Genomic DNA, 22,472 nt, shown 5'->3' with positions numbered 1-22,472 from the left:
CAAAGTCCCGGGTTGTCCCCCTCGGCATAAGGTGGAGGACATGACAGACCAGGTCACCGCGGCAGACTCGGGCAGCACCCCGGACATCCCGGGCAAGCCCACATCCGCGTCCCGCACCACCCTCAGCCACATCATGACCCACAACGACACCAACCTGCTGGGCACGGTGCACGGCGGTGTGATCATGAAACTGGTGGACGACGCGGCGGGCGCGGTGGCCGGACGGCACTCCGGCGGGCCCGCCGTCACCGCGTCCATGGACGAGATGGTGTTCCTGGAGCCGGTCCGCGTCGGCGACCTCGTCCATGTGAAGGCCCAGGTCAACTGGACCGGCCGGACGTCGATGGAGGTCGGCGTCCGGGTCCTCGCCGAGCGCTGGAACGAGTCCACCCCGCCCACCCAGGTCGGCTCGGCCTATCTGGTCTTCGCCGCCGTCGACGCCGACGGCAAGCCGCGCGCCGTCCCCCCGGTCGTCCCGGAGACGGAACGCGACAAGCGGCGGTACGAGGAGGCCCAGATCCGCCGCACCCACCGGCTGGCCCGACGCCGGGCGATCAGGGAACTGCGCGAGCGCCGCATCGCGGAGGGACTCGAGGACTGAGCAGGCGCTTTACCCGAACGCCCCGACATGATCAGCTTCCGCTGTCATGTACAGACGGCCTCTGGGGAGGGGCCGTGGGGGAGGGAGTCCGCGCCGATGAGCGTCGGTACACAGAAGACGACCCGGCCGTGCCCGCGGTGCGGGGCCGGGATCGGCGGGGACGAGCGGTTCACCGTCTGGTGCGCGGCCTGCGACTGGAACGTCGACCCGGCGGGACCGCGGAAGGAACCGCGACGGCTCGAACGGATGCGGCGCGAGCTGGCCCGTCGGCACGGTGAGAAACTGCACGCCGACGTCGTCTCCGGCGAGGACCTGCGTGCCCGCCGGGACGCCTCGGCGCTCCTCGCCCTCGTGATCGCGCTGGCCGTGCACGGCCTGACGGCGGTGGTGGCGGCCGGCGGAATCTGGTGCCTCGTCCACGGATGGGGCGGTTGGCTGATGCTGCCCGGCCTGCTCCTGTCGCTGCTCGCCTGGATCCTCAGGCCCCGGCCGGCCAAGCTCCCCGACAACGCGCCGGTGCTGTACCGCGCCGACGCCCCCGCCCTGTTCGCGCTGATCGACGAGGTGGCCGCGGCGGCCGGCACCCGGGGCGTGGACGCCGTCGTGATCGACGACCTGCTCAACGCGAGCGTCCAGACGTACGGAGTGCGCGGACGCAGGATGCTGATGATGGGGATGCCCTACTGGGAGATCCTCACCCCCCAGCAGCGCGTCGCTCTCCTGGGTCACGAACTCGGCCACTACAGCCACGGCGACGTCCGCCATCACACGGTCCTGGGGAGCGCCTACGCGTCGCTGATCACCTGGGCGTACTGCTTCGCGCCCGACGAAGATCCCGATCCCGCCGACGCGGCCCTGCAGCTGCTTTCCAGCCTGCTCCTCCTCGGCCCCTACTGGCTCGTGACCGGTGTGCTGCTCCTGCTCGACCGGCTGACGCTGCGCGCGGCCCAGCGCGCCGAGTACCTCGCCGACCGGATGTCCGCCCACGTCGGCTCGACCGAGGCCGCCGTGGGACTCACGGACCGCATGCTGGTCACCGACTCGGCCGAGGGCGTCCTGGTCCGGGAGGCGAACCGGGCCGCGCTGACCGGCCCGAGCGGCTACCGCGGCGCCGAGGACCGGGCCGACGAGCTGTGGAAACGGCTGACCGCGCACATGGCGTCCGTCCCGGACTCCGAGTACGAACGGCAGCGCCGGGTGGCCGCCCTGCGCGGCCACAGCGTGGACGCGACGCACCCGCCGACCCATCTCAGGCGCGCCGGCCTGCTCGCCCGCGAAACGCTGCCGGCGGCCGTGGTCGTGGAGGCCGACCGGGCCGACCGCATCGCCGCGGAGCTGGCCGGGGCCCGTCGGCTGGTGGGGCGCCGGATCATCCGGGACGGGCCGTCCTTCGAGGGCTGAGAGCAGCGAAGGGCGCCCGGTTCCCCCGGGCGCCCTTCGAGCGTCGGCTCGGCGACCGCCTACGGCAGGTTCCTCGCCATCACGATGCGCTGGACCTGGTTCGTGCCCTCATAAATCTGGGTGATCTTGGCGTCGCGCATCATCCGCTCCACCGGGTAGTCCCGGGTGTAGCCGTAACCGCCCAGGAGCTGCACCGCGTCCGTGGTGACCTCCATCGCCACGTCCGAGGCGAAGCACTTGGCGGCCGCGCCCTGGAAGGTGAGGTCGGCGTCCAGCCGCTCGGACTTGGCCGCCGCCGCGTACGTCAGCTGACGGGCCGCCTCGATCTTCATGGCCATGTCGGCGAGCATGAACTGGATGCCCTGGAAGTCGGCGATCGCCTTGCCGAACTGCTTGCGCTCCTGGACGTAGCCCTTGGCGTAGTCGAAGGCGCCCTGGGCGACGCCCAGCGCCTGCGCGGCGATCGTGATGCGGGTGTGGTCCAGGGTCTTCATCGCGGTCAAGAAGCCCGTGCCCTCCTCGCCGATCATGCGGTCGGCCGGGATGCGGACGTTGTCGAAGTAGACCTCGCGGGTCGGGGAGCCCTTGATGCCGAGCTTCTTCTCCGGGGCGCCGAAGGAGACACCCTCGTCGGACTTCTCCACGACGAACGCCGAGATGCCCTTCGAGCGCTTCGTCGGGTCCGTCACCGCCATCACCGTGTAGTACTCCGAGACGCCCGCGTTGGTGATCCAGCGCTTCACGCCGTTCAGGATCCAGTGGTCCCCGTCACGGACCGCCCTGGTCTTCATCCCGGCCGCGTCCGAACCCGCGTCCGGCTCGGACAGCGCGTACGAGAACATCGCGTCGCCCTTGGCGAGCGGCGTCAGGTACCGCTTCTTCAGATCCTCGGAACCCGAGAGGATCACCGGCAGCGAACCCAACTTGTTCACCGCCGGGATCAGCGAGGACGACACGCACACCCTCGCCACCTCCTCGATCACGATCACCGTGGCGAGGGCGTCCGCGCCGGTGCCGCCGTACGACTCGGGAACGTGCACCGCGTGCAGATCACTCGCCACCAGCGCGTCCAGCGCCTCCTGCGGGAAGCGGGCCTCCTCGTCCACCGCGGCGGCGAACGGCGCGATCTTCGCCTCGGACAGCGCACGAATGGCGTCCCGGAGCATGTCGTGCTCCTCGGACGGGCGGTACAGGTCGAAGTCAGCCGATCCGGCCAAGGTGTCTCACGCTCCAAAACGCTACGGTCACCAACGCTAATTACCGTTAAGTAACTCAAATTTTAGGGGCCCACCCACCCGAGTGATACGTGAGCTTGGCGACAGGGGGCCTTCTTCTGACAACTGCCCGGTGAGGGGAGCCGACAAGCCCCGACTATGCTCGGGCGCGCAGCGACGACACCCCCACCTGGAGCATCCATGGCCCTCAAGATCACCGTGATCGGCACCGGCTATCTCGGCGCCACGCACGCCGCGGCCATGGCCGAGCTGGGCTTCGAGGTGCTCGCGCTCGATGTGGTGCGCGAAAAGATCGAGATGCTGGAGCGCGGCGAGACCCCCATGTACGAGCCGGGGCTCGAGGAACTGCTGCGCCGGCACGTCCCCGGCTTCGAGGGGTCCAGCGGGCGGCTGCGCTTCACCCAGGACTGGGCCGAGGTGGGGGCCTTCGGCGACGTCCACTTCGTCTGCGTGAACACCCCGCAGAAGCACGGTGAGTACGCGTGCGACATGTCGTACGTCGAGTCCGCCATAAGCTCCCTCGCGCCGCATCTGGCGCGGCCCGCGCTCGTCGTCGGCAAGTCCACCGTGCCGGTGGGCTCCGCCGACCGGCTGGCCCGGACGATCGCCGAGCTGGCGCCCGCCGGCGCGGACGCCGAGCTCGCCTGGAACCCGGAGTTCCTGCGTGAGGGGCTCGCGGTCCAGGACACCCTGCACCCGGACCGCATCGTCGTCGGGGTGCGCAGCGAGCGGGCCGAGGCGGTGCTGCGGCAGGTGTACGAGACGCCGATCGGCGAGGGGTCGCCGTTCGTCGTCACCGACTTCCCCACCGCCGAGCTGGTGAAGACCTCCGCGAACTCCTTCCTCGCCACCAAGATCTCCTTCATCAACGCCATGGCGGAGGTGTGCGAGGCCGCCGACGGCGACGTCGCCAAGCTGGCCGAGGCCATCGGGTACGACGACCGGATCGGGAAGAAGTTCCTGCGGGCGGGGATCGGCTTCGGCGGCGGCTGCCTGCCCAAGGACATCCGGGCCTTCATGGCGCGTGCCGGTGAGCTCGGGGCCGACCAGGCGCTGACCTTCCTGCGCGAGATCGACTCCATCAACATGCGTCAGCGCGGGCAGATGGTCGAGCTGGCGCGGCAGGCGCTGGGCGGCGGGTCCTTCCTGGGCAAGCGGATCGCCGTGCTCGGCGCCACCTTCAAGCCCGACTCCGACGACGTCCGGGACTCGCCCGCCCTCAACGTCGCCGGACAGATCCATCTCCAGGGCGGACAGGTCACGGTGTACGACCCGAAGGGCATGGCCAACGCCCGCCGGGTCTTCCCGACGCTCGGGTACGCGGACTCGGCCCTGGAGGCCGTCCGGGGCGCCGACGCCGTACTGCACCTCACCGAGTGGCGGGAGTTCCGCGAGCTCGACCCGGCGCAGCTCGGTGAGGTCGCGACGACCCGGCTGGTCCTCGACGGACGCAACGCGCTCGACCCCGTCCTGTGGCGCAAGGCCGGATGGACGTACCGGGCGATGGGCCGCCCGACCGCCTAGGCACGGACCACCTGGGCCCAGACCACCTGAGCACAGACCGCCCGGGCACAGATCGCCTGGGCGCGGGAACGGACGCCGCCACACGCGAGGCGCGGGCACGGGTCCACGGAGCGACGCCGGTTCGGCCGAGGCTCAGTCGGCCGAACCGGCGTCTTGCTGCATTCTGCACCACCGGCCTGTGCCTCGGCCGGTGAACTACTTCGCCCGGTACCGCCGCATCTTCGCGCGCGCCCCGCACACCTGCATCGAGCACCAGCGCCCCCGGCCCGCCGGGCTGCGGTCGTAGTACGCCCAGTGGCAGGTGACGGCCTCGCAGGCCTTCAGCCGGTTCCAGGTGCCCGCGATCAGCGCCTCCGCCACCGCGGCGGCCGTACAGGAGAGCAGCGAGGCGGCGGGGCCGGACGGGGTGAGCCGGGCGGAGCCGTCGTGCTCGTCGACCGTCACCAGCAGGGGCGCCGACGCCAGCAGCTCGCCCAGCGGGGTCACCTCGCGGTGCGGCGGATGGCCCGCGTGGGCCAGCAGGGCCGCGCGCAGGGACTCGCGCAGCTCGCGGGCCCGCGCCACCTCACCCGCGACGCCCCCGGCACTCTCGGCGCCCCCGGCACTCTCGGCGCTCTCCGGCAGCCCGAATCGCGCCCGGCCCTCCGCCGTGTCCAGAGCGTCCGCGCCCGACTCCAGGTCCAGCGTGTTCACCAGGGACTCGACCAGGGCCAGGCCCCCGGGAGCGGCCGATCGGTCATTCATGGTTGCGACGTTACCGCCAATGCGGGAGCATGCAGTAACCGTTACTGGTTACCCGGCTCTAGAGGTAACCATCACCGTCCCGATCACCAGGAGGAAGTCATGGCTCTCGCCAAGCTGGGTGTCGTCGTTCTGGACTGTCCCGACCCGGTCGCGCTGGCCGGTTTCTACGCCGAGGTCCTGGGCGGCAGCGTCGACGGCGAGGGGGACTGGGTCGACCTGAAGGTGCCCGGCGGCCAGTCGCTGGCCTTCCAGGCCGCTCCCGGGTTCGTACCGCCCGCGTGGCCCGCGCCCGAGCACTCGCAGCAGTTCCATCTGGACCTCACCGTCGACGACCTGGACGCGGCCGAGCGGGGCGTGCTGGCGCTGGGCGCGAAGCCGCTGGACGCGGCGGACCGCTCGCGCGGCTTTCGTGTGTACGCGGATCCGGCCGGGCACCCGTTCTGCCTGTGCGCCTGCTGAGGCCCGCGCCACCGTCGCAGCCCGCGCCACCGCCGTAATCCCGCTCGAGCCAGGAGGATCCATGCCGCCCGTCGCCCGATTCCGTTCCGTCGTCCTCGACTGTCCCGACCCGCGCGCGCTCGCCGACTTCTACGCGGCGGTCCTGGGCGGTAGGCCCGATGCCGAGGACGGCGAGGACGACTGGTTCGTCCTGCGCGTCCCCGGCGGGCCCCGCATCGCGTTCCAGCGGGTGGAGGGGTACACCCCGCCGGAGTGGCCGCGCGCCGACCACAATCCGCAGCAGTTCCACCTCGATCTCGACGGCGGCGCCACCTGGGCGGAGATCGACGCGGCCCACGAGCGGGTGCTGGCGCTGGGCGCGCGGCCGCTGGACCTGGAGGACCGGGAGAAGAAGGACTTCCAGGTGTACGCCGATCCGGCGGGGCATCCGTTCTGCCTGTGCCGGATCGACCACCCGTAGCGGCCCAATTCGGCGGCCGACGGCCGATTCGGCGGCCCGTCCGGCGGCCCCGTCTCGGCAGCCGGTCCGGCGGCACTGTTCGGGCGGCACTGTTCGGCGGCTCTACCCGTCCAGCTCCGCGATCCTCGCCGTCGACGGGTCTCTGCGTTCCTGGGTCGCTCGGGCCGTGAAGTCGGCGGTGCGCAGGGCTCGCTGTACGTTGCCCCAGGTCAGCAGGGTGATGTCGGTCTCCGGCCAGCCTCGGCGGAGCAGCTCGGCGATCAGGTGCGGGTAGCCGGAGGCGTCGGCGAGGCCCTGCGGGTGGGCGGCCCCGGAGTCGTAGGTGCCGGACAGGCCGACGCAGGCCGGGCCGGCGATCGCACGGACGTGGTCGAGGTGGTCGGCGACGTCGCGGAGGCCGGGGCCGGTCTGCTCGGCGGTCAGCGGCACCAGGCAGATTCCCCTGGCCGCGCCCAGCCCGGCGAGCGTCTCGTCGGACAGGTTGGCGGGGTGGGGGCGCAGCGCGCGGGCGGCCGAGCGGGTGAACAGGACCGGCGTCCTGGAGAGGGTGAGGACACGGCCGACGGTGAGGTCGCAGGCGCCGGAGAGGTCGGCGAGCACGCCGAGCCTGTTCATCTCGCGCACGACCTCCTCGCCGAACCGGGTCAGCCCCGCCTCGCCCGCCCAGGAGACGCCGGCGAGGGTGAGGACGCGCAGGCCGAGGGAGTGCAGGACGCGCAGGATGCCCAGGGAGTCGTCGAGCGCGGCGGCCGAGGCCGGGCCCAGGACGACGGCGACGCGGCCGCAGTGGCGGGCGTCGATGATCTGGCCGGCGCTGCGGGCGAGCCGCAACCCCTCGGGGTGGGCGGCGATCACCGACCGGACGAGGTCCAGCTGCTCCAGGGTGCTCCCGACGGCCCGGTCGGCGGCGAGGCCCTCGGGCAGGTGCAGCGACCACAGCAGCGCGCCGACATTGCCCTGGCGCAGCCGGGGCACGTCCGTGTCGACGGCGCTCTCGCCGAGCTGGAGGTCGTACCAGGGCAGGTGGCGCAGGGCCGTGGGCAGTCCGCTGTAGCCGTCGGCGACGGGGTGCGCGGCGAGCAGGGCGCGGGCACGCTCCAGCGGGGTGCTCTCGGGCTCCTGTCCGGTCCGAGCGGTCTGCCCGGTCCGAGCGGCCTCGGCGGCCTCCTCGGCCGTGAGCGGCGCGTACGGGCCGACCGGGGTCGCCTGCGCCTCGTCGTCGAGCTCACCGACCTCGGGAAGGGTGTGCGGCTCGTCATGGAGGTCGGCCATGGCGGTCTCCGTACGTCGATCAGCAGTGTCGATCAGCAGTACGGTTCACCGTCGCACGCGGGACGGCCGGCTTCCTGGTGGACGGGGCGTTCGGGGTACGGACGCGCCGGTCAGGTGCCCTCGGCCACCTGGATCACCTCGTCCAGGGTGTCCCGGGACCGGACGAGATCCGCGATCGTACGGTCGATGCGGTCGCGTTCGGCGGTGAGGTCGGCCACCAGCCGGGGGGTGGCGACGGCGGAGGGGCCTCCGTCGGAGTCCCGCATGCACGGCAGCAGCTGGGCGATCTTGGTGCTGTGCAGCCCGGCCGCGAACAGCTCCTGGATGAGCACGACCCGGTCGACGGCCCGCTCCGGGTAGTCCCGGTGCCCGCCGGGGGTGCGGTCGGCGGCCAGCAGCCCCTGGGCCTCGTAGTAGCGCAGGGAGCGCTCGCTGACGTTCGTGCGCCGCGCCAGTTCACCGATCCGCATGGCCGCCCCGGTTCCGGAAGGACTTGAACCTGACATCAGTGTCAACTTCTACGGTACCGGCATGACACCGACCAAGGACACCCCGTTCCGGTTGGGAGGGCTCGCTCTCCCCCACCGTCTCGTCATGGCCCCCCTGACCCGCAACCGCGCCGCCGCCGACGGCACCCCGGGCGACCTCATGGTCGCGTACTACGCCCAGCGCGCCTCCGCCGGCCTGATCATCGCCGAGGCCGCGACGCCCAACGCGGTCGGGCAGACGTATCCGAACATCACCGCGATCCACCGGCCCGAGCACGTGGCCGGGTGGCGGCGGGTGACGGACGCCGTGCGGGAGGCGGGCGGGCGGATGTTCCTCCAGCTCCAGCACGGCGGGCGGGTGAGCCATCCGGCGACCACCGGGCTGACGCCCGTCGCGCCCTCTCCCGTCCCGTTGCCGGAGACGATCTTCACACCGGACGGCCACCGGCCCGCCGTGACGCCCCGCGAGATGGACCTGGACGACATCCGCGCCACCGTCGCCGACTTCGCCGCGGCCGCCCGCAACGCGCTCGACGCCGGTTTCGAGGGCGTGGAGGTGCACGCCGCCAACGGCCATCTGCTGCACCAGTTCCTGGCCGGCGACACCAATCGCCGCACCGACGCCTACGGCGGCTCGGTCGCCGGGCGGATCCGGTTCGCGGCGGAGGTGGTGGAGGCGGTCGCCACGGAGATCGGCGCGGACCGGGTGGGGGTGCGGATCTCGCCCGGCGTCACCTTCAACGGCATAGCGGAGGACGACGAGGACACGACGGAGCTCTACCCGGCGCTCGTCGAGCGGCTGAAGGACCTGGGGCTCGCCTATCTGCACCTGGTGTACGCCGACCCGGACGCGCCGCTGTTCCGCCGGATCCGGGCCGAGTGGCCGGGGACGCTCGTCGCCAACCCCGTGCTGCCGGAACTCACCACGGACGCCGTCTCCCGCGCGGTCGACCGGCTGCTCGCCGCCGGGGCCGAGCTGATCGCCCTGGGACGGCCGTTCCTGGCCAACCCCGACCTGGTCGACCGGCTGCGCCGGGGGGCGCCGCTGAACCCCCTGCGGGACCGGTACCTGATGTATGTGGGCGGGGCCGTCGGCTACACCGACTACCCCGCCCTGACCGACGGGCCCGCTCAGCAGTCCAGCGACTCGATCGTCGCGTGGGACGGCGACCGGGTGGCCTGAAGGCCACGGGCCACGTCCTCCGCCGCGCCGAGTACGCGTACCGCGTTCTGCCAGGTCAGCTTGGCGAGGTCCGGCCTGGACCAGCCGCGGTCGAGGAGCTCCGCGATCAGGTTGGGGTAGCCGGAGACGTCGTCGAGGCCGTCGGGGGTGAAGGCGGTGCCGTCGTAGTCGCCGCCGATGCCGAGGTGGTCGACGCCGGCCACCTCGCGCATGTGGTCGAGGTGGTCGGCGACCGTGGCGACGGTGGCGATCGGGCGGGGGTTCGTCTCCTCGAAGGCCCGGTGGACCTTCATCGCCTCGGCCGTGGTGGCGAGGTGGTGGAAGCCGTTCGCGCGCATGTTGTCGTCGGCTGCGGCCGTCCAGTCGACCGCCGCCTGCAGGACGAACTTCGGCACGAAGGTCACCATCGCCATGCCGCCGTTGGCGGGGAGGCGTTCGAGGACGTCGTCCGGGATGTTGCGCGGGTGGTCGCACACCGCTCGCGCGGAGGAGTGCGAGAAGATCACCGGCGCGCTCGTCGCGTCGAGTGCGTCCCGCATCGTCGTCGCCGCCACGTGCGAGAGGTCGACCAGCATGCCCTCGCGGTTCATCTCGCGCACGACCTCTCGGCCGAAGGCGGACAGGCCGCCGGCCCTGGGCCTGTCGGTCGCGGAGTCCGCCCAGTCCACGTTGTCGTTGTGGGTGAGCGTCATGTAACGCACGCCGAGCGCGTACAGGCCGCGCAGGGTGCCGAGCGAGTTGGCGATGGAGTGGCCGCCCTCCGCCCCCATGAGCGAGGCGATACGGCCCTCCGCGCGCGCCGCCTCCATGTCCGCGGCCGTCAGCGCGGCGCGCAGGTCCCCCGGGTGACGGGCGATGAGCCGTCGCACGCAGTCGATCTGCTCCAGGGTCGCCGGGACCGCGTCGGGCAGGTCCGCGCGCACGTACACCGACCAGTACTGCGCGCCGACCCCGCCCGCCCGCAGCCGGGGGATGTCGGTGTGCAGGTGGGCGTGCTGGTGGCCGGAGATGTCGCGGGCGTCGAGGTCGTAGCGGACCTGCTCGCGCAGCGCCCAGGGCAGGTCGTTGTGGCCGTCGACCACGGGGAACTCGCGCAGCAGCTCGCGGGCCGCGTCCAGTGAGGTCATCTCCGTCACTTTCCGAAACCGAAGCCGTTCGAACCCTCGACCTTGGCGCGCAGCCGCTTGCCCTTCTCGGTGGCCTGGTCGTTCAGCTCCTGCTGGAAGTCCCGCATCCGGGCGAGCAGCTCCTCGTCCTGGGTGGCGAGGATGCGGGCGGCCAGCAGACCGGCGTTGCGGGCGCCGCCGACCGAGACCGTGGCGACCGGGACGCCGGCCGGCATCTGCACGATCGACAGCAGGCTGTCCATGCCGTCCAGGTACTTCAGGGGCACGGGTACGCCGATCACCGGCAGCGGGGTCACGGAGGCGAGCATGCCCGGGAGGTGGGCGGCGCCGCCGGCGCCCGCGATGATCACCTTGAGCCCGCGGCCGTCCGCCTGCTCGCCGTACGCGACCATCTCGCGCGGCATGCGGTGCGCGGAGACGACGTCGACCTCGTACGCGATCTCGAACTCGTCGAGGGCCTGCGCGGCGGCCTCCATGACGGGCCAGTCGCTGTCCGACCCCATGACGATGCCGACCAATGGGAAGGGGGGCGCGTCAGCGCTCGTTGAGGGGCGGTGGTCGGGCGACGGGTGGGCAGGGCTCATTCGGTGATCGTGCCTCTCAGGTAACCGGCTGCGTGACGTGCGCGTTCGAGGACGTCGTCCAGGTCGTCGCCGTAGGTGTTGACGTGGCCGACCTTGCGGCCGGGCTTCACGTCCTTGCCGTACATGTGGATCTTCAGCTGGGGGTCGCGGGCCATGCAGTGCAGGTACGCGGAGTACATGTCCGGGTAGTCGCCGCCCAGGACGTTGACCATGACCGTCCACGTGGCGCGCGGGCGCGGGTCGCCGAGGGGGAGGTCGAGGACGGCGCGGACGTGGTTGGCGAACTGCGAGGTGATCGCGCCGTCCATCGACCAGTGGCCCGAGTTGTGCGGGCGCATCGCCAGTTCGTTGACGAGGACGCCGGACGACCCGTCGTCGTTGCGGATCTCGAAGAGCTCGACCGCGAGGTGGCCGACCACGTCCAGTTCCTTGGCGATCCGCAGCGCCATCTCCTCGGCCCGCAGGGCGAGGGCCCCGTCCAGGCCGGGCGCGGGGGCGATCACCGTGTCGCAGACGCCGCCCACCTGCTGCGACTCGACCACCGGGTACGCGACCGCCTGACCGTGCGGTGAGCGGACGACGTTGGCCGCGAGCTCGCGGACGTAGTCGACCTTCTCCTCCGCCAGGACGGGGACGCCGGCCCGGAAGGGGTCCGCCGCCTCCTCGACCGAGTCGACGACCCACACGCCCTTGCCGTCGTAGCCGCCCCGGACGGTCTTGAGGACCACCGGGAAGCCGTCGCCCTCGGCGGCGAACGCGGCGACATCGGCCGGGTCGGTCACGATCCGGTGCCGGGGGCACGGAACGCCGATCGCGTCCAGTCGCGCGCGCATCACCCCCTTGTCCTGGGCGTGCACCAGCGCGTCGGGGCCCGGGCGGACGGGGATGCCGTCCGCCTCCAGCGCCCTGAGGTGCTCGGTGGGCACGTGTTCGTGATCGAAGGTGATCACATCGCACCCGCGCGCGAACTCGCGGAGCGTGTCGAGATCGCGATAGTCGCCGATGACGACATCGCTGACGACCTGCGCCGCGGAATCCAGTGGGGTGTCACTGAGGAGCTTGAATCTGATGCCGAGCGGGATGCCCGCCTCGTGTGTCATACGAGCGAGCTGGCCCCCGCCGACCATGCCGACTACCGGGAACGTCACGACCCCAGGGTATCGGCCACGCCACCGCGGCCGAATTCCGTGCCTCTTACCGGGAACTTTCCCGCCTCATACCGACCGTTTCCCCGCTTCTCCCCCGCTGGTCACGGACCCGTGAGCCGGACCACAGGAAACCGACAAGAGTGGTGGTTAGCATGGCTGGGTTGACGAAACCTAACCCGGACGGGGGCCTGTACGGCCATGGCGCATGGTTCCTCGGGGCTGAGGAGGGTCGTCCGCGAGCTCGCGAAGTTCGGGGCCGTGGGCGGCGCGGGGCTGCTGGTCAACCTCGGAGTCTTCAACCTTGTCCGGCATCTCACCGACCTCCCGGTGGTGCGGGCCAGTGTCATAGCCACGGTCGTGGCCATCGTCTTCAACTACGTGGGGTTCCGCTACTTCACCTACCGTGACCGCGACAAGAGCGGGCGGACGAAGGAACTGACGCTGTTCCTGCTGTTCAGCGCGGTGGGACTGGTGATCGAGAACGGCCTGCTGTTCGCGGCGACGTACGGCTTCGGCTGGGACAGCCCGATCCAGAGCAACGTGTTCAAGTTCGTCGGCATCGGGATCGCGACGCTGTTCCGGTTCTGGTCGTACCGCACGTGGGTGTTCCGGACGCTGCCCGCCAAAGGGGCCGTGGCCGGCGCCGAATCGTTCCTGACGGTGGCCGAGCAGTCCCGGGGGCCCGAGCCGAGGGCCGGGCAGCGGGTCGGCTGACCGGCCGGGCGCCGGGTCGGCCGGAAAAGGTCGGGACCGCGCGGCGGGCGGGTGCTACCTGACCGTCGGCCCGCCGTCCTCCGCGGTCCGCTTCTGCGGGGCCGTGCGGGACAGGAACAGCCCGAAGACCGGGGGCTGGGCCTGGAGCATCTCCAGCCGGCCGCCGTCGGCCTCCGCCAGGTCGCGGGCCACCGCCAGGCCGATGCCCGTGGAGTTGCGGCCGCTGATGGCCCGCTCGAAGATGCGGGCGCCCAGATCGGCGGGGACGCCGGGGCCCTCGTCGGTGACCTCGACCACGGACTGGTTGCCGGTGACGCGGGTGCGCAGCGCCACCGTGCCGCCGCCGTGCATGAGGGAGTTCTCGATCAGCGCGGCCAGCACCTGGGCGACCGCGCCGGGCGTGCCCACCGCCCGCAGATTTCGCTTGCCGGAGCTGACGATGGCCCGGCCCACGCCGCGATAGGCGGGGCGCCACTCGGCGAGCTGCTGCTGGATGACCTCGTCGAGGTCGAAGGTGACCGCCGAGCCGGTGCGGGGGTCCCGGGCGTTGGTGAGCAGGCGTTCGACCACGTCCGTCAGGCGCTCCACCTGCGTCAGGGCGATCGTCGCCTCCTCCTTCACGGTGTCCGGGTCGTCGGTGAGGGTGATCTCCTCCAGGCGCATGGAGAGGGCCGTCAGCGGCGTGCGCAGCTGGTGGGAGGCGTCGGCCGCGAGGCGGCGCTCGGCGGTCAGCATGCGGGCGATGCGCTCGGCGGAGGCGTCGAGGACGTCGGCGACCCGGTCGAGCTCGGGGACGGCGTACCGCTTGTGCCGGGGCCGCGGGTCGCCCGAGCCCAGCCGCTCCGCCGTCTCCGCGAGGTCGGTCAGGGGGGAGGCGAGGCGGTTGGCCTGGCGGATGGCCAGCAGCACCGCCGCGATCACCGCGAGCAGCGCCACCAGGCCGATGATCAGCAGCGTGCGGCCGACCTCCCGGGTGACCGTGGAGCGCGGCTCCTGGACGAGGATGGTCTCGCCCTCCTCGCCCCGGGCCGTCGCCTTGATCACATCGCCCTGGGGCTCGGCGCCGACCTCGATGACCGTCCGGCCGGGGATCCGGATCTCGGCGTAGCGGTCCTGCGTGACCTGGTCGCGCAGTATCTCGGCGGTGACGTTCTCCGAGCCGACCAGCCGGCTGTCCACGATGCTGGCCAGCCGCAGCGCCTCGGAGTCCACCCGTTCCTGGGCGCTGTTGCTGATCGTGCGGGTCTCGACGATGACGAGGGACACCCCGAAGACGGCGATGACGACGAGCACGACGGCAAGGGTGGACTGAATGAGACGGCGACGCACAAGACCCTCCGGGGCAACGACTTCACTACGGCGACGGCCACCCCGCCCAGGACGCGGCGCCTCCCGCCCCCGGCCGAGGAGCCCCACCCAGGGGCGCGGGGAACGGCGCGACAAGCCCCCACCGGCCGGCGGCCGACGACGAACGCGAGGACGACGCGACGCGGGTCGAACGCCAGGCCCGCGGCAGCGCTCAGCTCTTCTCGAAGCGGAAGCCGACGCCCCGCACCGTGGCGATGTAACGGGGGTTCGCCGCGTCGTCGCCGAGCTTCTTGCGCAGCCAGGAGATGTGCATGTCGAGGGTCTTGGTGGACGACCACCAGGTGGTGTCCCAGACCTCGCGCATCAGCTGGTCACGGGTGACGACCCGGCCCGCGTCGCGGACGAGGACCCGCAGCAGGTCGAACTCCTTGGCCGTGAGCTGGAGTTCCTCCTCGCCCATCCAGGCGCGGTGCGACTCGACGTCGATGCGGACGCCGTGCGTGGCGGGCGGCTGCTGGGGCTCGGACGCGCCGCGCCGCAGCAGGGCCCGGACCCGGGCCAGCAGTTCGGCCAGCCGAAAGGGCTTGGTGACGTAGTCGTCGGCGCCCGCGTCCAGACCTACGACGGTGTCCACCTCGTCGGCGCGCGCGGTCAGGATGAGGATCGGGATGGCGTGGCCCTCCGAGCGCAGTCGCCGGGCCACCTCCAGGCCGTCCATGCCGGGCAGCCCGAGGTCGAGCACGACCAGGTCGACGCCGCCCTGCATTCCGGCGTCGAGCGCGGTGGGGCCGTCCTCACGCACCTCGACCTCGTAACCTTCCCGACGCAGGGCGCGGGCCAGCGGCTCCGAGATGGACGCGTCGTCCTCGGCGAGCAGTACACGGGTCATGAGCTGATGGTAGTCCGCGCCGGGCGGCGGCCGAAGTGTGATCGCCCAGCTGTTTCTTACTCACGGACATGCCGGACAGACGGCATGCCGAGCGGGGACCCATCCCTCCGTCGATCTTGGTACGGACCTACGGTCGAGGGATGGCATCCTGATGCAGACCTTCAAAACACCGCCCACGGTTCCTTGATCACCTGTGATCCGTGTCTCAAGTCCTTCCATATCAGGCGTTGTGCTGTCGTATGGTGAGGTAACGCCTGTAGCACGCATGGACCTTCGGCGGTCGGCTTGACGCTGAAGGTCTCCTTTGTGTGCGGGCCGGCCCCCGCCGGCCTCCAAAGGAACGACCTGTGGCCGGGCCCCCGACTCGAGGGGGCGTGGATCCCGGTGGTCGCCGTCCGCCGCTCCGAGACCCGGAGCGGACTCCCCCGGGGCGTGGGGGTGGACGACGCGGTCCGCCGGTGCCGGCCGCCCCCCACCGGGCGCGCGACGCTCCACCGCGGCGCGCGTCCCGAGCAGCAAGGAACGACATGGCGTCCAGCCTGACGAAGGACTCGGTCCGCCCGGGCACCCCCGGCTCCGGGAAGACCTTCTTCGGCCACCCCCGCGGACTGGCCACTCTCTTCATGACCGAGATGTGGGAGCGTTTCTCCTACTACGGCATGAGGGCCCTGCTCCCGCTGTACCTGGTCGCTCCCGGCGGCCTGCACCTCAGCGCCGCGACCGCGACCGCGATCTACTCGGTCTATCTGTCGCTCGTGTACCTGCTCGCCCTGCCCGGCGGCTGGTTCGCGGACCGCGTGCTCGGCCCCCGCAAGACCGTCGCCGTCGCCGGCGCGGTCATCATGCTCGGCCATCTGACCCTCGCGCTGCCGAACGCCGGCACCTTCTACGGGGGCCTCGGCCTGGTCGCCATCGGCTCCGGCCTGCTCAAGGCCAACATCTCGACGATGGTCGGCCACCTCTACGACGGGCCCGACGACCCGCGCCGCGACGGTGGCTTCACGCTCTTCTACATCGGCATCAACCTGGGCGCGTTCGCCGCGCCGCTGATCATCGGCACCATCGGTGAGAACGTCAACTGGCACCTGGGCTTCGCGCTGGCCGCGCTCGGCATGAGTCTGGGCCTCGTCCAGTTCCTGCTCGGCAGCCGCCACCTGAGCTCCCGCTCGGACGTCGTCCCCACGCCGCTGTCCGCGCGGGAGAAGGCGGCCACACTGCGCAAGGCCGCGTTCTGGGCGGCCGTCGCGATCGTCTTCTACGCCGTCGTCGGCGTCTCCGGCGTCTACACGCTGAACTGGCTGCTGGTCCCGATCACCGCCGCCGGTCTGATCATCCCGGTCGTCGTCATCGCCCGGATGAAGCGCGACAAGGAGCTGGACCGCGCCGAGCAGTCCCAGCTGACCGCGTACGTCTGGTTCTTCGTCGCCGCGGCCGTGTTCTGGATGATCTACGACCAGGGCGGCTCGACGCTGTCCCTGTTCGCCGACTCCTCGGCGAAGAACAGCGTCCTCGGCTGGGACTTCCCGGTCTCCTGGTACCAGTCGGTCAACCCGGTCCTGATCATGGCGCTGGCCCCGCTCTTCGCCTGGGCCTGGCTGGCGCTGGCCCGGCGCGGCAAGGAGCCGAGCACCGCGACGAAGTTCGCGATGGGCCTCGTGCTGGTCGGCGCGTCCTTCTTCCTCTTCCTGGCGCCGCTGTCGATCGCCGAGGGCGGTCACAAGGCGGCCGCTCTGTGGCTGGCGGCGATCTACTTCGTGCAGACCGTCGGCGAGCTGACGCTCTCCCCGGTCGGCCTGTCGGTCACCACGAAGATGGCGCCCGCGAAGTACGCCTCGCAGATGATGGGCGTCTGGTTCCTGGCCGTCACCGCCGGTGACGCCACGACCGGTCTGCTGTCCATCGCCGGCGTCGACCTCAACAAGACGGGCATAGTGGCCCTGGAGGCGGTGCTCGCCGTCGTCGCCGGTGTGGCGGTGTGGATGTACCGCAAGAAGGTCAAGGCGCTGATGGGCGACGTCCACTGACGTCCGCTCCCGCGCATGCCGGAGGGGCGCCGTACCCACGTGGGTACGGCGCCCCTCCGCCGTTTTCCGGTCTTGCGCGGCTCAGCTCGCCCTTCTCCTGGGCATGAAGGTGAACACCGCGCCGCCCAGCAGGATCGCCGTGCCCGCCACCAGGCCCAGCGCCTTCAGGGCGCCGTGGTCGCCGGAGCCCGTCTCGGCGAGGCCGCCGCTGCTCGACGTGGACCCGCCCGAGGACGACGAGGAGCCGCTGCCGCCGGACGCGCCGCTCGCCTGTTCCGAGGTGTCCAGGGTGAGGGAGACCGCCGTGCTGTCCGGAGTGCAGGTGGTGGTCGTGCCCATGGCCTCGATGACGAGGACGCCCGGGGAGAGCGTGGACTCACCGGTCGCGCCGGGCTTGTAGACGCCCGTGAGGTCCGGGATCTCGATCGGTTCGTTCTGTGGGATCGGCGCGGAGTTCAGCGGGCCCTCCACCGTCACCGAGCCCTCGTCCGCGCCGCCCAGCACGATCTGCATGGTCGGCTTCACCTTGCCGGCCGGGATGTCGATCGGGCTGTCCATGACCGACTTCTTGAACTGCACGGTGAGGCCGTAACTCCCGCCGTTCTTCTTGGCGTTGATCTGGATCGGCGAGGTCGCCTTCTTCTCGCCGATCGGCGACTGGCAGGTGTAGGGGATGTCGACGACCTTGCCGGTGAAGTCGGTCTGGCCGCCGTCGCCTCCGCTCTCGGACGCCGAAGGGGAGGTGCTGGGCGTCCCGGACGCGCTCGCCGAGGGTGACGGGCTCTGGCTCTGCGAGGGGTCAGGGGACGTACTCGGCGAGGCCGAGCCCGAGCCGGAACCCGAACTCCCCTCCCCCGCCGTCACGGTGATGGTCGCCGCCGGCTGGACGGCCTCCGTCGGCGCGCACTTGGTGTCCGTGGACAGCGCGTTGACGACGTACGCGTCCGGGGTCAGCGTCACCTGTCCGGCCGCCGTCAGCTTCAGCGTGCCCTTCATGTCGGACAGCGTCATCGCGCCGCCCTTGGGGATCGCAGGGTTCTCGCGCGGCCCCTGCATCGCGATGTCGGCGCTCTGCGCGCCGGCCGCCAGGAGGGTGCCGGACGGCTGGACCGAGTTGGCGGGCAGGTCGATGATGTCGGGGTTCTTCGACGCGGCCTGGGTGAACTTCCAGACGACGTCGACGGTGTCGCCGACCTTCGCCGTCGCCGGCGCCGTGATCTCGACCTTGGTGGTGCCGTTGACGTCGGGCAGGCCGATGCCCGAGGGCGGAACGCACTTGGTGGCGTAGGCCACCTCGGCGGCCTGCGCCTGCCCGGCGCTCACGCCCAGCAGGACGGCCGCCCCGGTGATCAGGACGGCGGCGCCCGCCGCTGCCGCTCTCTTCCGCGCGGGCGCACGGTCAGGTGATACGGCTCTCTCACTCACGTGGATCCCTTCCTGCCGGGAGTCGTGGGAGTCGTGGGACTCGTCGGATGGTCTTCGTGCGGTGCGGAGAGCCGGCCCGCCGGGCCCGGACCGGTGTCCGGGGTAAACCACGGCAGGGTCGCGTTCGGGGTGGGGGGCGCGGGCCTCGGGGGCGCGATCGCCGTCCTGCGCCTGCGTCCGTGCCCGGGGGCGGGCGAGGGCCGTCGGGCGGCATGGCGCGGGCGTACGCGGTCCACCAGCGCCATCCCGATGCGGAAGACCGCCGCCGGCACCACCACGCAGAGCAGGATCCAGAACAGGGTCACGCCCCAGGGGCGGCCCACCCCCCACGGCTGTTCGGCGAGGACCTTCCCGCCGTACTTCAGGGAGACGGTGTAGTCGCCGTGCGCGCCGGCGGTGAGTTCGACGGGCAGTTCGACGCGGGCCTTGTCGCCGGGGCCGAGCGTGCCGTGCCACTGCCGCTCGTCCCACTGCGGGGCGAACACCCCATGGGCGGTGCCGACCTGGAAGACGGGGTTCTCGACGGCCGCGGTGCCCACGTTGCCGACGGTGAAGGCGAGGGTGCGGGAGGGCGGCGCCCCGAACCAGGTCAGCAGAGAGCCGGAGCCGTCGAGCCGGGTGTCGGTGAGCACGGTGAGGCGTCCGCCGGCCGTCTGCGCGGGAAGCGGTGCGACGGGGTGCCCGGCCACCTGGAACACCGCGTCGGCCTGCGCCTTCGCCCCGGTCGCGGTGGCCACGTGCACCACGCAGGGGCACGGCACCGGCGGGTCGGTCACCGGCAGCACCCGGCTGAAGCGGCCGTCGGCGTCGGTGGTGACGGCACGTCCGTCGGCGTTGGCACAGGAGTTGGTGCCGCCGACCACGCCCCGGGCCGGTGTCGCCTGCCCGCAGACCAGCAGCATCAGCAGCGTGCGCGACCGCCAGCCGGTGCCGCTGACGGTGATCGAACCCCCCGTCCCCGCCTGCGACGAGGAGAGGGTGACGGCCGGCTTGCCCTCCGCGGCGGCGGCCGTGCCGGCCGCCGGCAGCGAGAGCGGGAGCAGCAGCAGGAGTAGGACTGGGAGCAGGGCCGGTACCAGCGCCGGGATCCGGGGCTTGCCTCTCATGTCGGTGCTCCCTTTTCCACGGTCCGGGCCATGGCCGTTCGGCGTCCGCGTCGCCGTACGGCCACCGCGGCCAGCACGGCCGCCGCGACCGACAGCGCGCCGGCCGCCGTGCCCGCCGCCGCGCCCCACGGCACGAACCGTGCCGACGCCCGCCCGGTGGCCCGCGCCGCACCCGGCGCGGTCACCGTGAGGCGGACGGTGACGGCGTCCAGGGCCGGGCGGTCGGGCCACGGTTCGTCGAGCGCGAGGCGGCGGCCCGGGGACAGCCGGACGGGCAGGGTGCGCGGGGCGCGGTCCAGGACGGCGCCGAGGACGCCGTCCGCGTGCACGGCGAGCCGTGGGACGAGGGCCGTGGTGCCGCGGTTGACCAGCTCGTACGTGATGCGGTCGCCGCGCACGGCCACGTGCTCCACGGTCAGCGCGGCCAGCTCCGGGCCGCCGACCCGGATCAGCAGCCGGACGGCGGACTCCCGGCCGGCGGAGTCCCGTACGAGGAGTTCGCCGGCGCGGTCGCCGGGCGGCGCGTCCGCGGGGACCGTGACCGTGAAGGGCACTTCGGCGCGGGTGCGGGCGGGGATGCCGAGGGCCGGTTCGGCGAAGGCGACCCGCAGGCCGTCGCCGGTGGCGCGCAGCCGTACGGTGAGCGGCTCCGTGCCCCGGTTGGTCACGGCGAGCGTGTCCTGGAGCACCGCCCCGGGCGTGCCCTCCGCGTAGAAGGACGGCCGTCCCCCACCGGAGGGCGCGACCGACCAGCCGCCGGGGGTGGCCGGGGTGGCCGCGAGCAGCAGCGGCAGCGACAGGGTCAGCAGCAGGGCACGGGCGGCGGCGTACGGCATCGGCGGCTCCAGCACTCGTACGAGGGGGACGGTCAGCGGTGGACGCGTGCCGTCCGGTCCCGTCGGGTCAGCCACAGGGTTCCGGCCGCGCCGGCGAGCAGCACCGTGCCGCCGAGGGTGCCGAGTGCGATGGCCGAGTCCTCGGGGCCGGTCTGCGGGAGGTCGCCGCCGGAGCCGCCGTCACTCGTGGTGCCGCCGCTCGTGCCGCTCCCGCCGCCCGACGCGGTCACGTCGAGGGTCAGCGAGGGGGCTGCGTTGTTCGTGGGCGTGCAGGTGGTGGTCGTACCGAGCGCCTTGATGGTGAGCACGCCGGCCGTGAAGGTGACCTTGCCGGTCTTCTTCGGGGTGTACGTGCCGCTCAGGTCGTTGATCTTGATGGGGGTGTTCTCGGGGATCGCGGCCTGGTTGGCGGGGCCGGTGACCGCGAGGGTGCCGCTGTCGGCGCCGCCCAGCTTGATGGTGGCGCTCGGCTTCATGGAGCCCGCGCCGAGTTCCACGGGGCTGGACGAGACGCCCTTCTGCCAGGACATGGTGATCTTGTAGCCGCTGCCGCTCCTGACGCCCTTGATGTCGATGGGCGATACGGCGCTCTTGTCGCCGATGGGCGTCTTGCAGGCGTAGTCGACGTTCACGACCTCGGCCACGGCCGCGGGGGCGGCCATCCACACCGCCGAGCCGGCCAGGGCCGCGGCAGTCGCGAGCGCTGCGGTTCGCTTCCGGTTCGACACGGTCCCGTCCCCTCACTCCCACCGCCCCGCCTTTACTGACGAGGCATCAGATTGAGCCGTCAAGGTACGCCCGGGGCGATGAGGAGGGAAGAGAAGGTACGCGCCGGAGTTGTGGCGATCCGGCGCGCGGGTTCAGGGGGTTTCGAGGACGACGCCCGGCACCGCGTGCGCAGCGGCGTCTCAGGGCCGCGACCGTGCCGTCGGGACACCGGCGCCGCCAGCGAAGGGCCGACCCCGCCCCGGAAGGGCCCGTCCCGCCACAGGAGGGCCCGGTGCGCCGGGGGACCGCGGAAGAACGCGACCGCCGTGGGCCGGACGGCCGGAAGCAGACCTACCGGAGCAGACCCGGCGGAGCGAGCCCGGCGAACGCAAACCCCGGCGGAGCAAGTCCGGCGGAGCAGACCCGGCGGAGCAGACCCGGCGGAGCAGGCCCGGTGGAGCGGGCCCGGGAAGGACTGAAGGTTCCCGGGCCTCGGGGGCGGGCGGTCAGGCCGGGGCGCCCAGTTCCGCCCAGACCGTCTTGCCCGTGACGTCCGGGGTCCGTACGACGCCCCAGTCCAGGCAGAGGCGCTGCACGATGAACATGCCGTGGCCGCCGGGGCGGCCCGCGCGGTGCGGGGTGCGGGGGGCCGGCTGGCCCGCGCCGCGGTCCGAGACCTCGACGCGGATCCCCTTGCTGTCACAGCTGAGGACCATCCCGTCCGGTCCCTCGGCGTGCAGGCACGCGTTGGTGACCAGCTCGGAGACGACCAGCAGCACGTCCTCCGCGGCGGCCCGCCGGTCGGCGGTGTCCGCGGGCAGCCAGGACCACGCGTAGAGCGCCTGGCGGGCGAAGTCGCGGGCGAGCGGGACGACCCCGCTGGCGCCGTCGAAGCTCAGCCGACGTACCTGGCGGCCGCCCGGCGACCCTGACGCCACGGTCGCCGCGCCCCCTTCGGACGTCACGGCTCCAGGTGCGCCCCCCTCGGACACCCCAGGAGCGTCGCTGGGCTCCGGGCCGCGGTCGCCCGGCGAACAAGGCCGGGTGGTGCTCATCAGCGCTTCACCTCACCGATTCCCCGATTCACCGGTTCACCATTCACAGGTCGGATCACTACAAGCCTTCACGCATCTTTACGCAGACGGACGGCGTTCGCGTCGGCAATGCCGCCGACATGTTCGGGCTCAGGATGTCTCCTGCCCGAGAGAACCGCCGGAACACCCCCCGTTCACGTCC

The 22,472-nt window shown here is 72.3% G+C and carries 22 protein-coding genes; 8 read left to right on the top strand and 14 right to left on the bottom strand.

Annotated features, from left to right (window positions below; all coding sequences use genetic code 11):
- Positions 1 to 40: 40 nt before the first annotated feature.
- Positions 41 to 601, top strand: a complete 561-nt coding sequence (locus ACIRPU_RS28045) for an acyl-CoA thioesterase (RefSeq protein WP_355704528.1) — start codon at positions 41 to 43, stop codon at positions 599 to 601.
- Positions 602 to 697: 96 nt separating this feature from the next.
- On the top strand, positions 698 to 2,002 hold the full coding sequence (locus ACIRPU_RS28040) for a M48 family metallopeptidase (RefSeq protein ID WP_403872078.1): 1,305 nt from the start codon (positions 698 to 700) through the stop codon (positions 2,000 to 2,002).
- A gap of 59 nt (positions 2,003 to 2,061) precedes the next feature.
- On the opposite strand, the gene ACIRPU_RS28035 is transcribed toward ACIRPU_RS28040, so the two are convergent.
- Positions 2,062 to 3,219: an acyl-CoA dehydrogenase family protein gene (locus ACIRPU_RS28035; protein ID WP_403872076.1), complete on the bottom strand. Its 1,158-nt coding sequence runs from the start codon at positions 3,217 to 3,219 to the stop codon at positions 2,062 to 2,064.
- Positions 3,220 to 3,417: 198 nt separating this feature from the next.
- Between ACIRPU_RS28035 and ACIRPU_RS28030 the strand changes: the two genes are divergently transcribed.
- Positions 3,418 to 4,761: a UDP-glucose dehydrogenase family protein gene (locus tag ACIRPU_RS28030; RefSeq protein WP_385568154.1), complete on the top strand. Its 1,344-nt coding sequence runs from the start codon at positions 3,418 to 3,420 to the stop codon at positions 4,759 to 4,761.
- Between the two features lie 195 nt (positions 4,762 to 4,956).
- On the opposite strand, the gene ACIRPU_RS28025 is transcribed toward ACIRPU_RS28030, so the two are convergent.
- Entirely contained in the window at positions 4,957 to 5,505 is a 549-nt protein-coding gene (locus ACIRPU_RS28025; protein WP_403872073.1) for a CGNR zinc finger domain-containing protein, read from the bottom strand.
- Between the two features lie 99 nt (positions 5,506 to 5,604).
- Here ACIRPU_RS28025 and ACIRPU_RS28020 point away from each other — a divergent pair, with 99 nt between their 5' ends.
- The gene (locus tag ACIRPU_RS28020; protein WP_403872071.1) at positions 5,605 to 5,964 is read left to right on the top strand and encodes a VOC family protein; all 360 of its coding nucleotides are present in this window, start codon (positions 5,605 to 5,607) and stop codon (positions 5,962 to 5,964) included.
- Between the two features lie 61 nt (positions 5,965 to 6,025).
- Positions 6,026 to 6,424 carry a VOC family protein gene (locus ACIRPU_RS28015; protein WP_403872069.1) on the top strand — a complete coding sequence of 133 codons (399 nt, stop codon included), beginning with the start codon at positions 6,026 to 6,028 and terminating at the stop codon, positions 6,422 to 6,424.
- A gap of 102 nt (positions 6,425 to 6,526) precedes the next feature.
- Here ACIRPU_RS28015 and ACIRPU_RS28010 read toward each other — a convergent pair whose 3' ends face one another.
- Both ACIRPU_RS28010 and ACIRPU_RS28005 read right to left on the bottom strand, forming a co-directional pair.
- Positions 6,527 to 7,696 carry a dipeptidase gene (locus ACIRPU_RS28010; RefSeq protein WP_403872067.1) on the bottom strand — a complete coding sequence of 390 codons (1,170 nt, stop codon included), beginning with the start codon at positions 7,694 to 7,696 and terminating at the stop codon, positions 6,527 to 6,529.
- A gap of 110 nt (positions 7,697 to 7,806) precedes the next feature.
- On the bottom strand, positions 7,807 to 8,166 hold the full coding sequence (locus tag ACIRPU_RS28005) for a MerR family transcriptional regulator (protein ID WP_020128529.1): 360 nt from the start codon (positions 8,164 to 8,166) through the stop codon (positions 7,807 to 7,809).
- 61 nt (positions 8,167 to 8,227) lie between these two features.
- On the opposite strand from ACIRPU_RS28005, the gene ACIRPU_RS28000 reads away from it, so the two are divergent.
- On the top strand, positions 8,228 to 9,367 hold the full coding sequence (locus ACIRPU_RS28000; RefSeq protein ID WP_403872065.1) for an alkene reductase: 1,140 nt from the start codon (positions 8,228 to 8,230) through the stop codon (positions 9,365 to 9,367).
- Here ACIRPU_RS28000 and ACIRPU_RS27995 read toward each other — a convergent pair.
- The 3 genes from ACIRPU_RS27995 to ACIRPU_RS27985 form a co-directional block, all read right to left on the bottom strand.
- Positions 9,316 to 10,494, bottom strand: coding sequence for a dipeptidase (locus ACIRPU_RS27995; RefSeq protein WP_403872063.1), 1,179 nt, complete (start codon positions 10,492 to 10,494; stop codon positions 9,316 to 9,318). The two genes, ACIRPU_RS28000 and ACIRPU_RS27995, sit on opposite strands and share 52 nt — an antisense overlap.
- 5 nt (positions 10,495 to 10,499) lie before the next feature.
- Positions 10,500 to 10,997, bottom strand: a complete 498-nt coding sequence (purE, locus tag ACIRPU_RS27990) for a 5-(carboxyamino)imidazole ribonucleotide mutase (protein WP_384123867.1) — start codon at positions 10,995 to 10,997, stop codon at positions 10,500 to 10,502.
- A gap of 77 nt (positions 10,998 to 11,074) precedes the next feature.
- Positions 11,075 to 12,226 (bottom strand): 5-(carboxyamino)imidazole ribonucleotide synthase, encoded by a 1,152-nt coding sequence (locus tag ACIRPU_RS27985; RefSeq protein ID WP_403872061.1) that lies wholly within the window; start codon positions 12,224 to 12,226, stop codon positions 11,075 to 11,077.
- A 198-nt stretch (positions 12,227 to 12,424) separates the two neighbouring features.
- Between ACIRPU_RS27985 and ACIRPU_RS27980 the strand changes: the two genes are divergently transcribed.
- On the top strand, positions 12,425 to 12,940 hold the full coding sequence (locus ACIRPU_RS27980) for a GtrA family protein (protein ID WP_384123860.1): 516 nt from the start codon (positions 12,425 to 12,427) through the stop codon (positions 12,938 to 12,940).
- A 54-nt stretch (positions 12,941 to 12,994) separates the two neighbouring features.
- Here the strand turns inward: ACIRPU_RS27980 and ACIRPU_RS27975 are convergent, their stop codons facing one another.
- Together ACIRPU_RS27975 and ACIRPU_RS27970 are read right to left on the bottom strand one after the other, a co-directional pair.
- A complete protein-coding gene (locus ACIRPU_RS27975) occupies positions 12,995 to 14,269 on the bottom strand; it encodes an ATP-binding protein (protein WP_403872058.1) in 1,275 nt (424 codons plus the stop codon).
- Positions 14,270 to 14,459: 190 nt separating this feature from the next.
- Positions 14,460 to 15,137, bottom strand: coding sequence for a response regulator transcription factor (locus tag ACIRPU_RS27970; protein ID WP_020128522.1), 678 nt, complete (start codon positions 15,135 to 15,137; stop codon positions 14,460 to 14,462).
- Positions 15,138 to 15,664: 527 nt separating this feature from the next.
- Here ACIRPU_RS27970 and ACIRPU_RS27965 point away from each other — a divergent pair.
- Complete coding sequence (locus ACIRPU_RS27965) at positions 15,665 to 17,161, top strand: oligopeptide:H+ symporter (protein ID WP_403872056.1); 1,497 nt, start codon at positions 15,665 to 15,667, stop codon at positions 17,159 to 17,161.
- A gap of 81 nt (positions 17,162 to 17,242) precedes the next feature.
- Here ACIRPU_RS27965 and ACIRPU_RS27960 read toward each other — a convergent pair whose 3' ends face one another.
- From ACIRPU_RS27960 to ACIRPU_RS27940, 5 genes are all read right to left on the bottom strand, one after another.
- Complete coding sequence (locus tag ACIRPU_RS27960; RefSeq protein WP_403872138.1) at positions 17,243 to 18,514, bottom strand: hypothetical protein; 1,272 nt, start codon at positions 18,512 to 18,514, stop codon at positions 17,243 to 17,245.
- 68 nt (positions 18,515 to 18,582) lie between these two features.
- Entirely contained in the window at positions 18,583 to 19,692 is a 1,110-nt protein-coding gene (locus ACIRPU_RS27955) for a hypothetical protein (protein ID WP_403872054.1), read from the bottom strand.
- A complete protein-coding gene (locus ACIRPU_RS27950) occupies positions 19,689 to 20,528 on the bottom strand; it encodes a hypothetical protein (RefSeq protein WP_403872136.1) in 840 nt (279 codons plus the stop codon). The genes ACIRPU_RS27955 and ACIRPU_RS27950 overlap by 4 nt, the downstream gene beginning before the upstream one ends.
- Before the next feature lie 32 nt (positions 20,529 to 20,560).
- Positions 20,561 to 21,256 (bottom strand): LPXTG cell wall anchor domain-containing protein, encoded by a 696-nt coding sequence (locus ACIRPU_RS27945; RefSeq protein ID WP_403872052.1) that lies wholly within the window; start codon positions 21,254 to 21,256, stop codon positions 20,561 to 20,563.
- Between the two features lie 486 nt (positions 21,257 to 21,742).
- Complete coding sequence (locus ACIRPU_RS27940) at positions 21,743 to 22,291, bottom strand: ATP-binding protein (RefSeq protein WP_403872050.1); 549 nt, start codon at positions 22,289 to 22,291, stop codon at positions 21,743 to 21,745.
- Positions 22,292 to 22,472 lie beyond the last annotated feature (181 nt).

This window comes from Streptomyces sp. NPDC102259 (genome assembly GCF_044766465.1).
In the GTDB taxonomy this organism is placed as follows: domain Bacteria; phylum Actinomycetota; class Actinomycetes; order Streptomycetales; family Streptomycetaceae; genus Streptomyces.
Note: the sequence above shows the minus strand (reverse complement) of the source record. Positions and strands in the feature narration are given on the sequence as shown.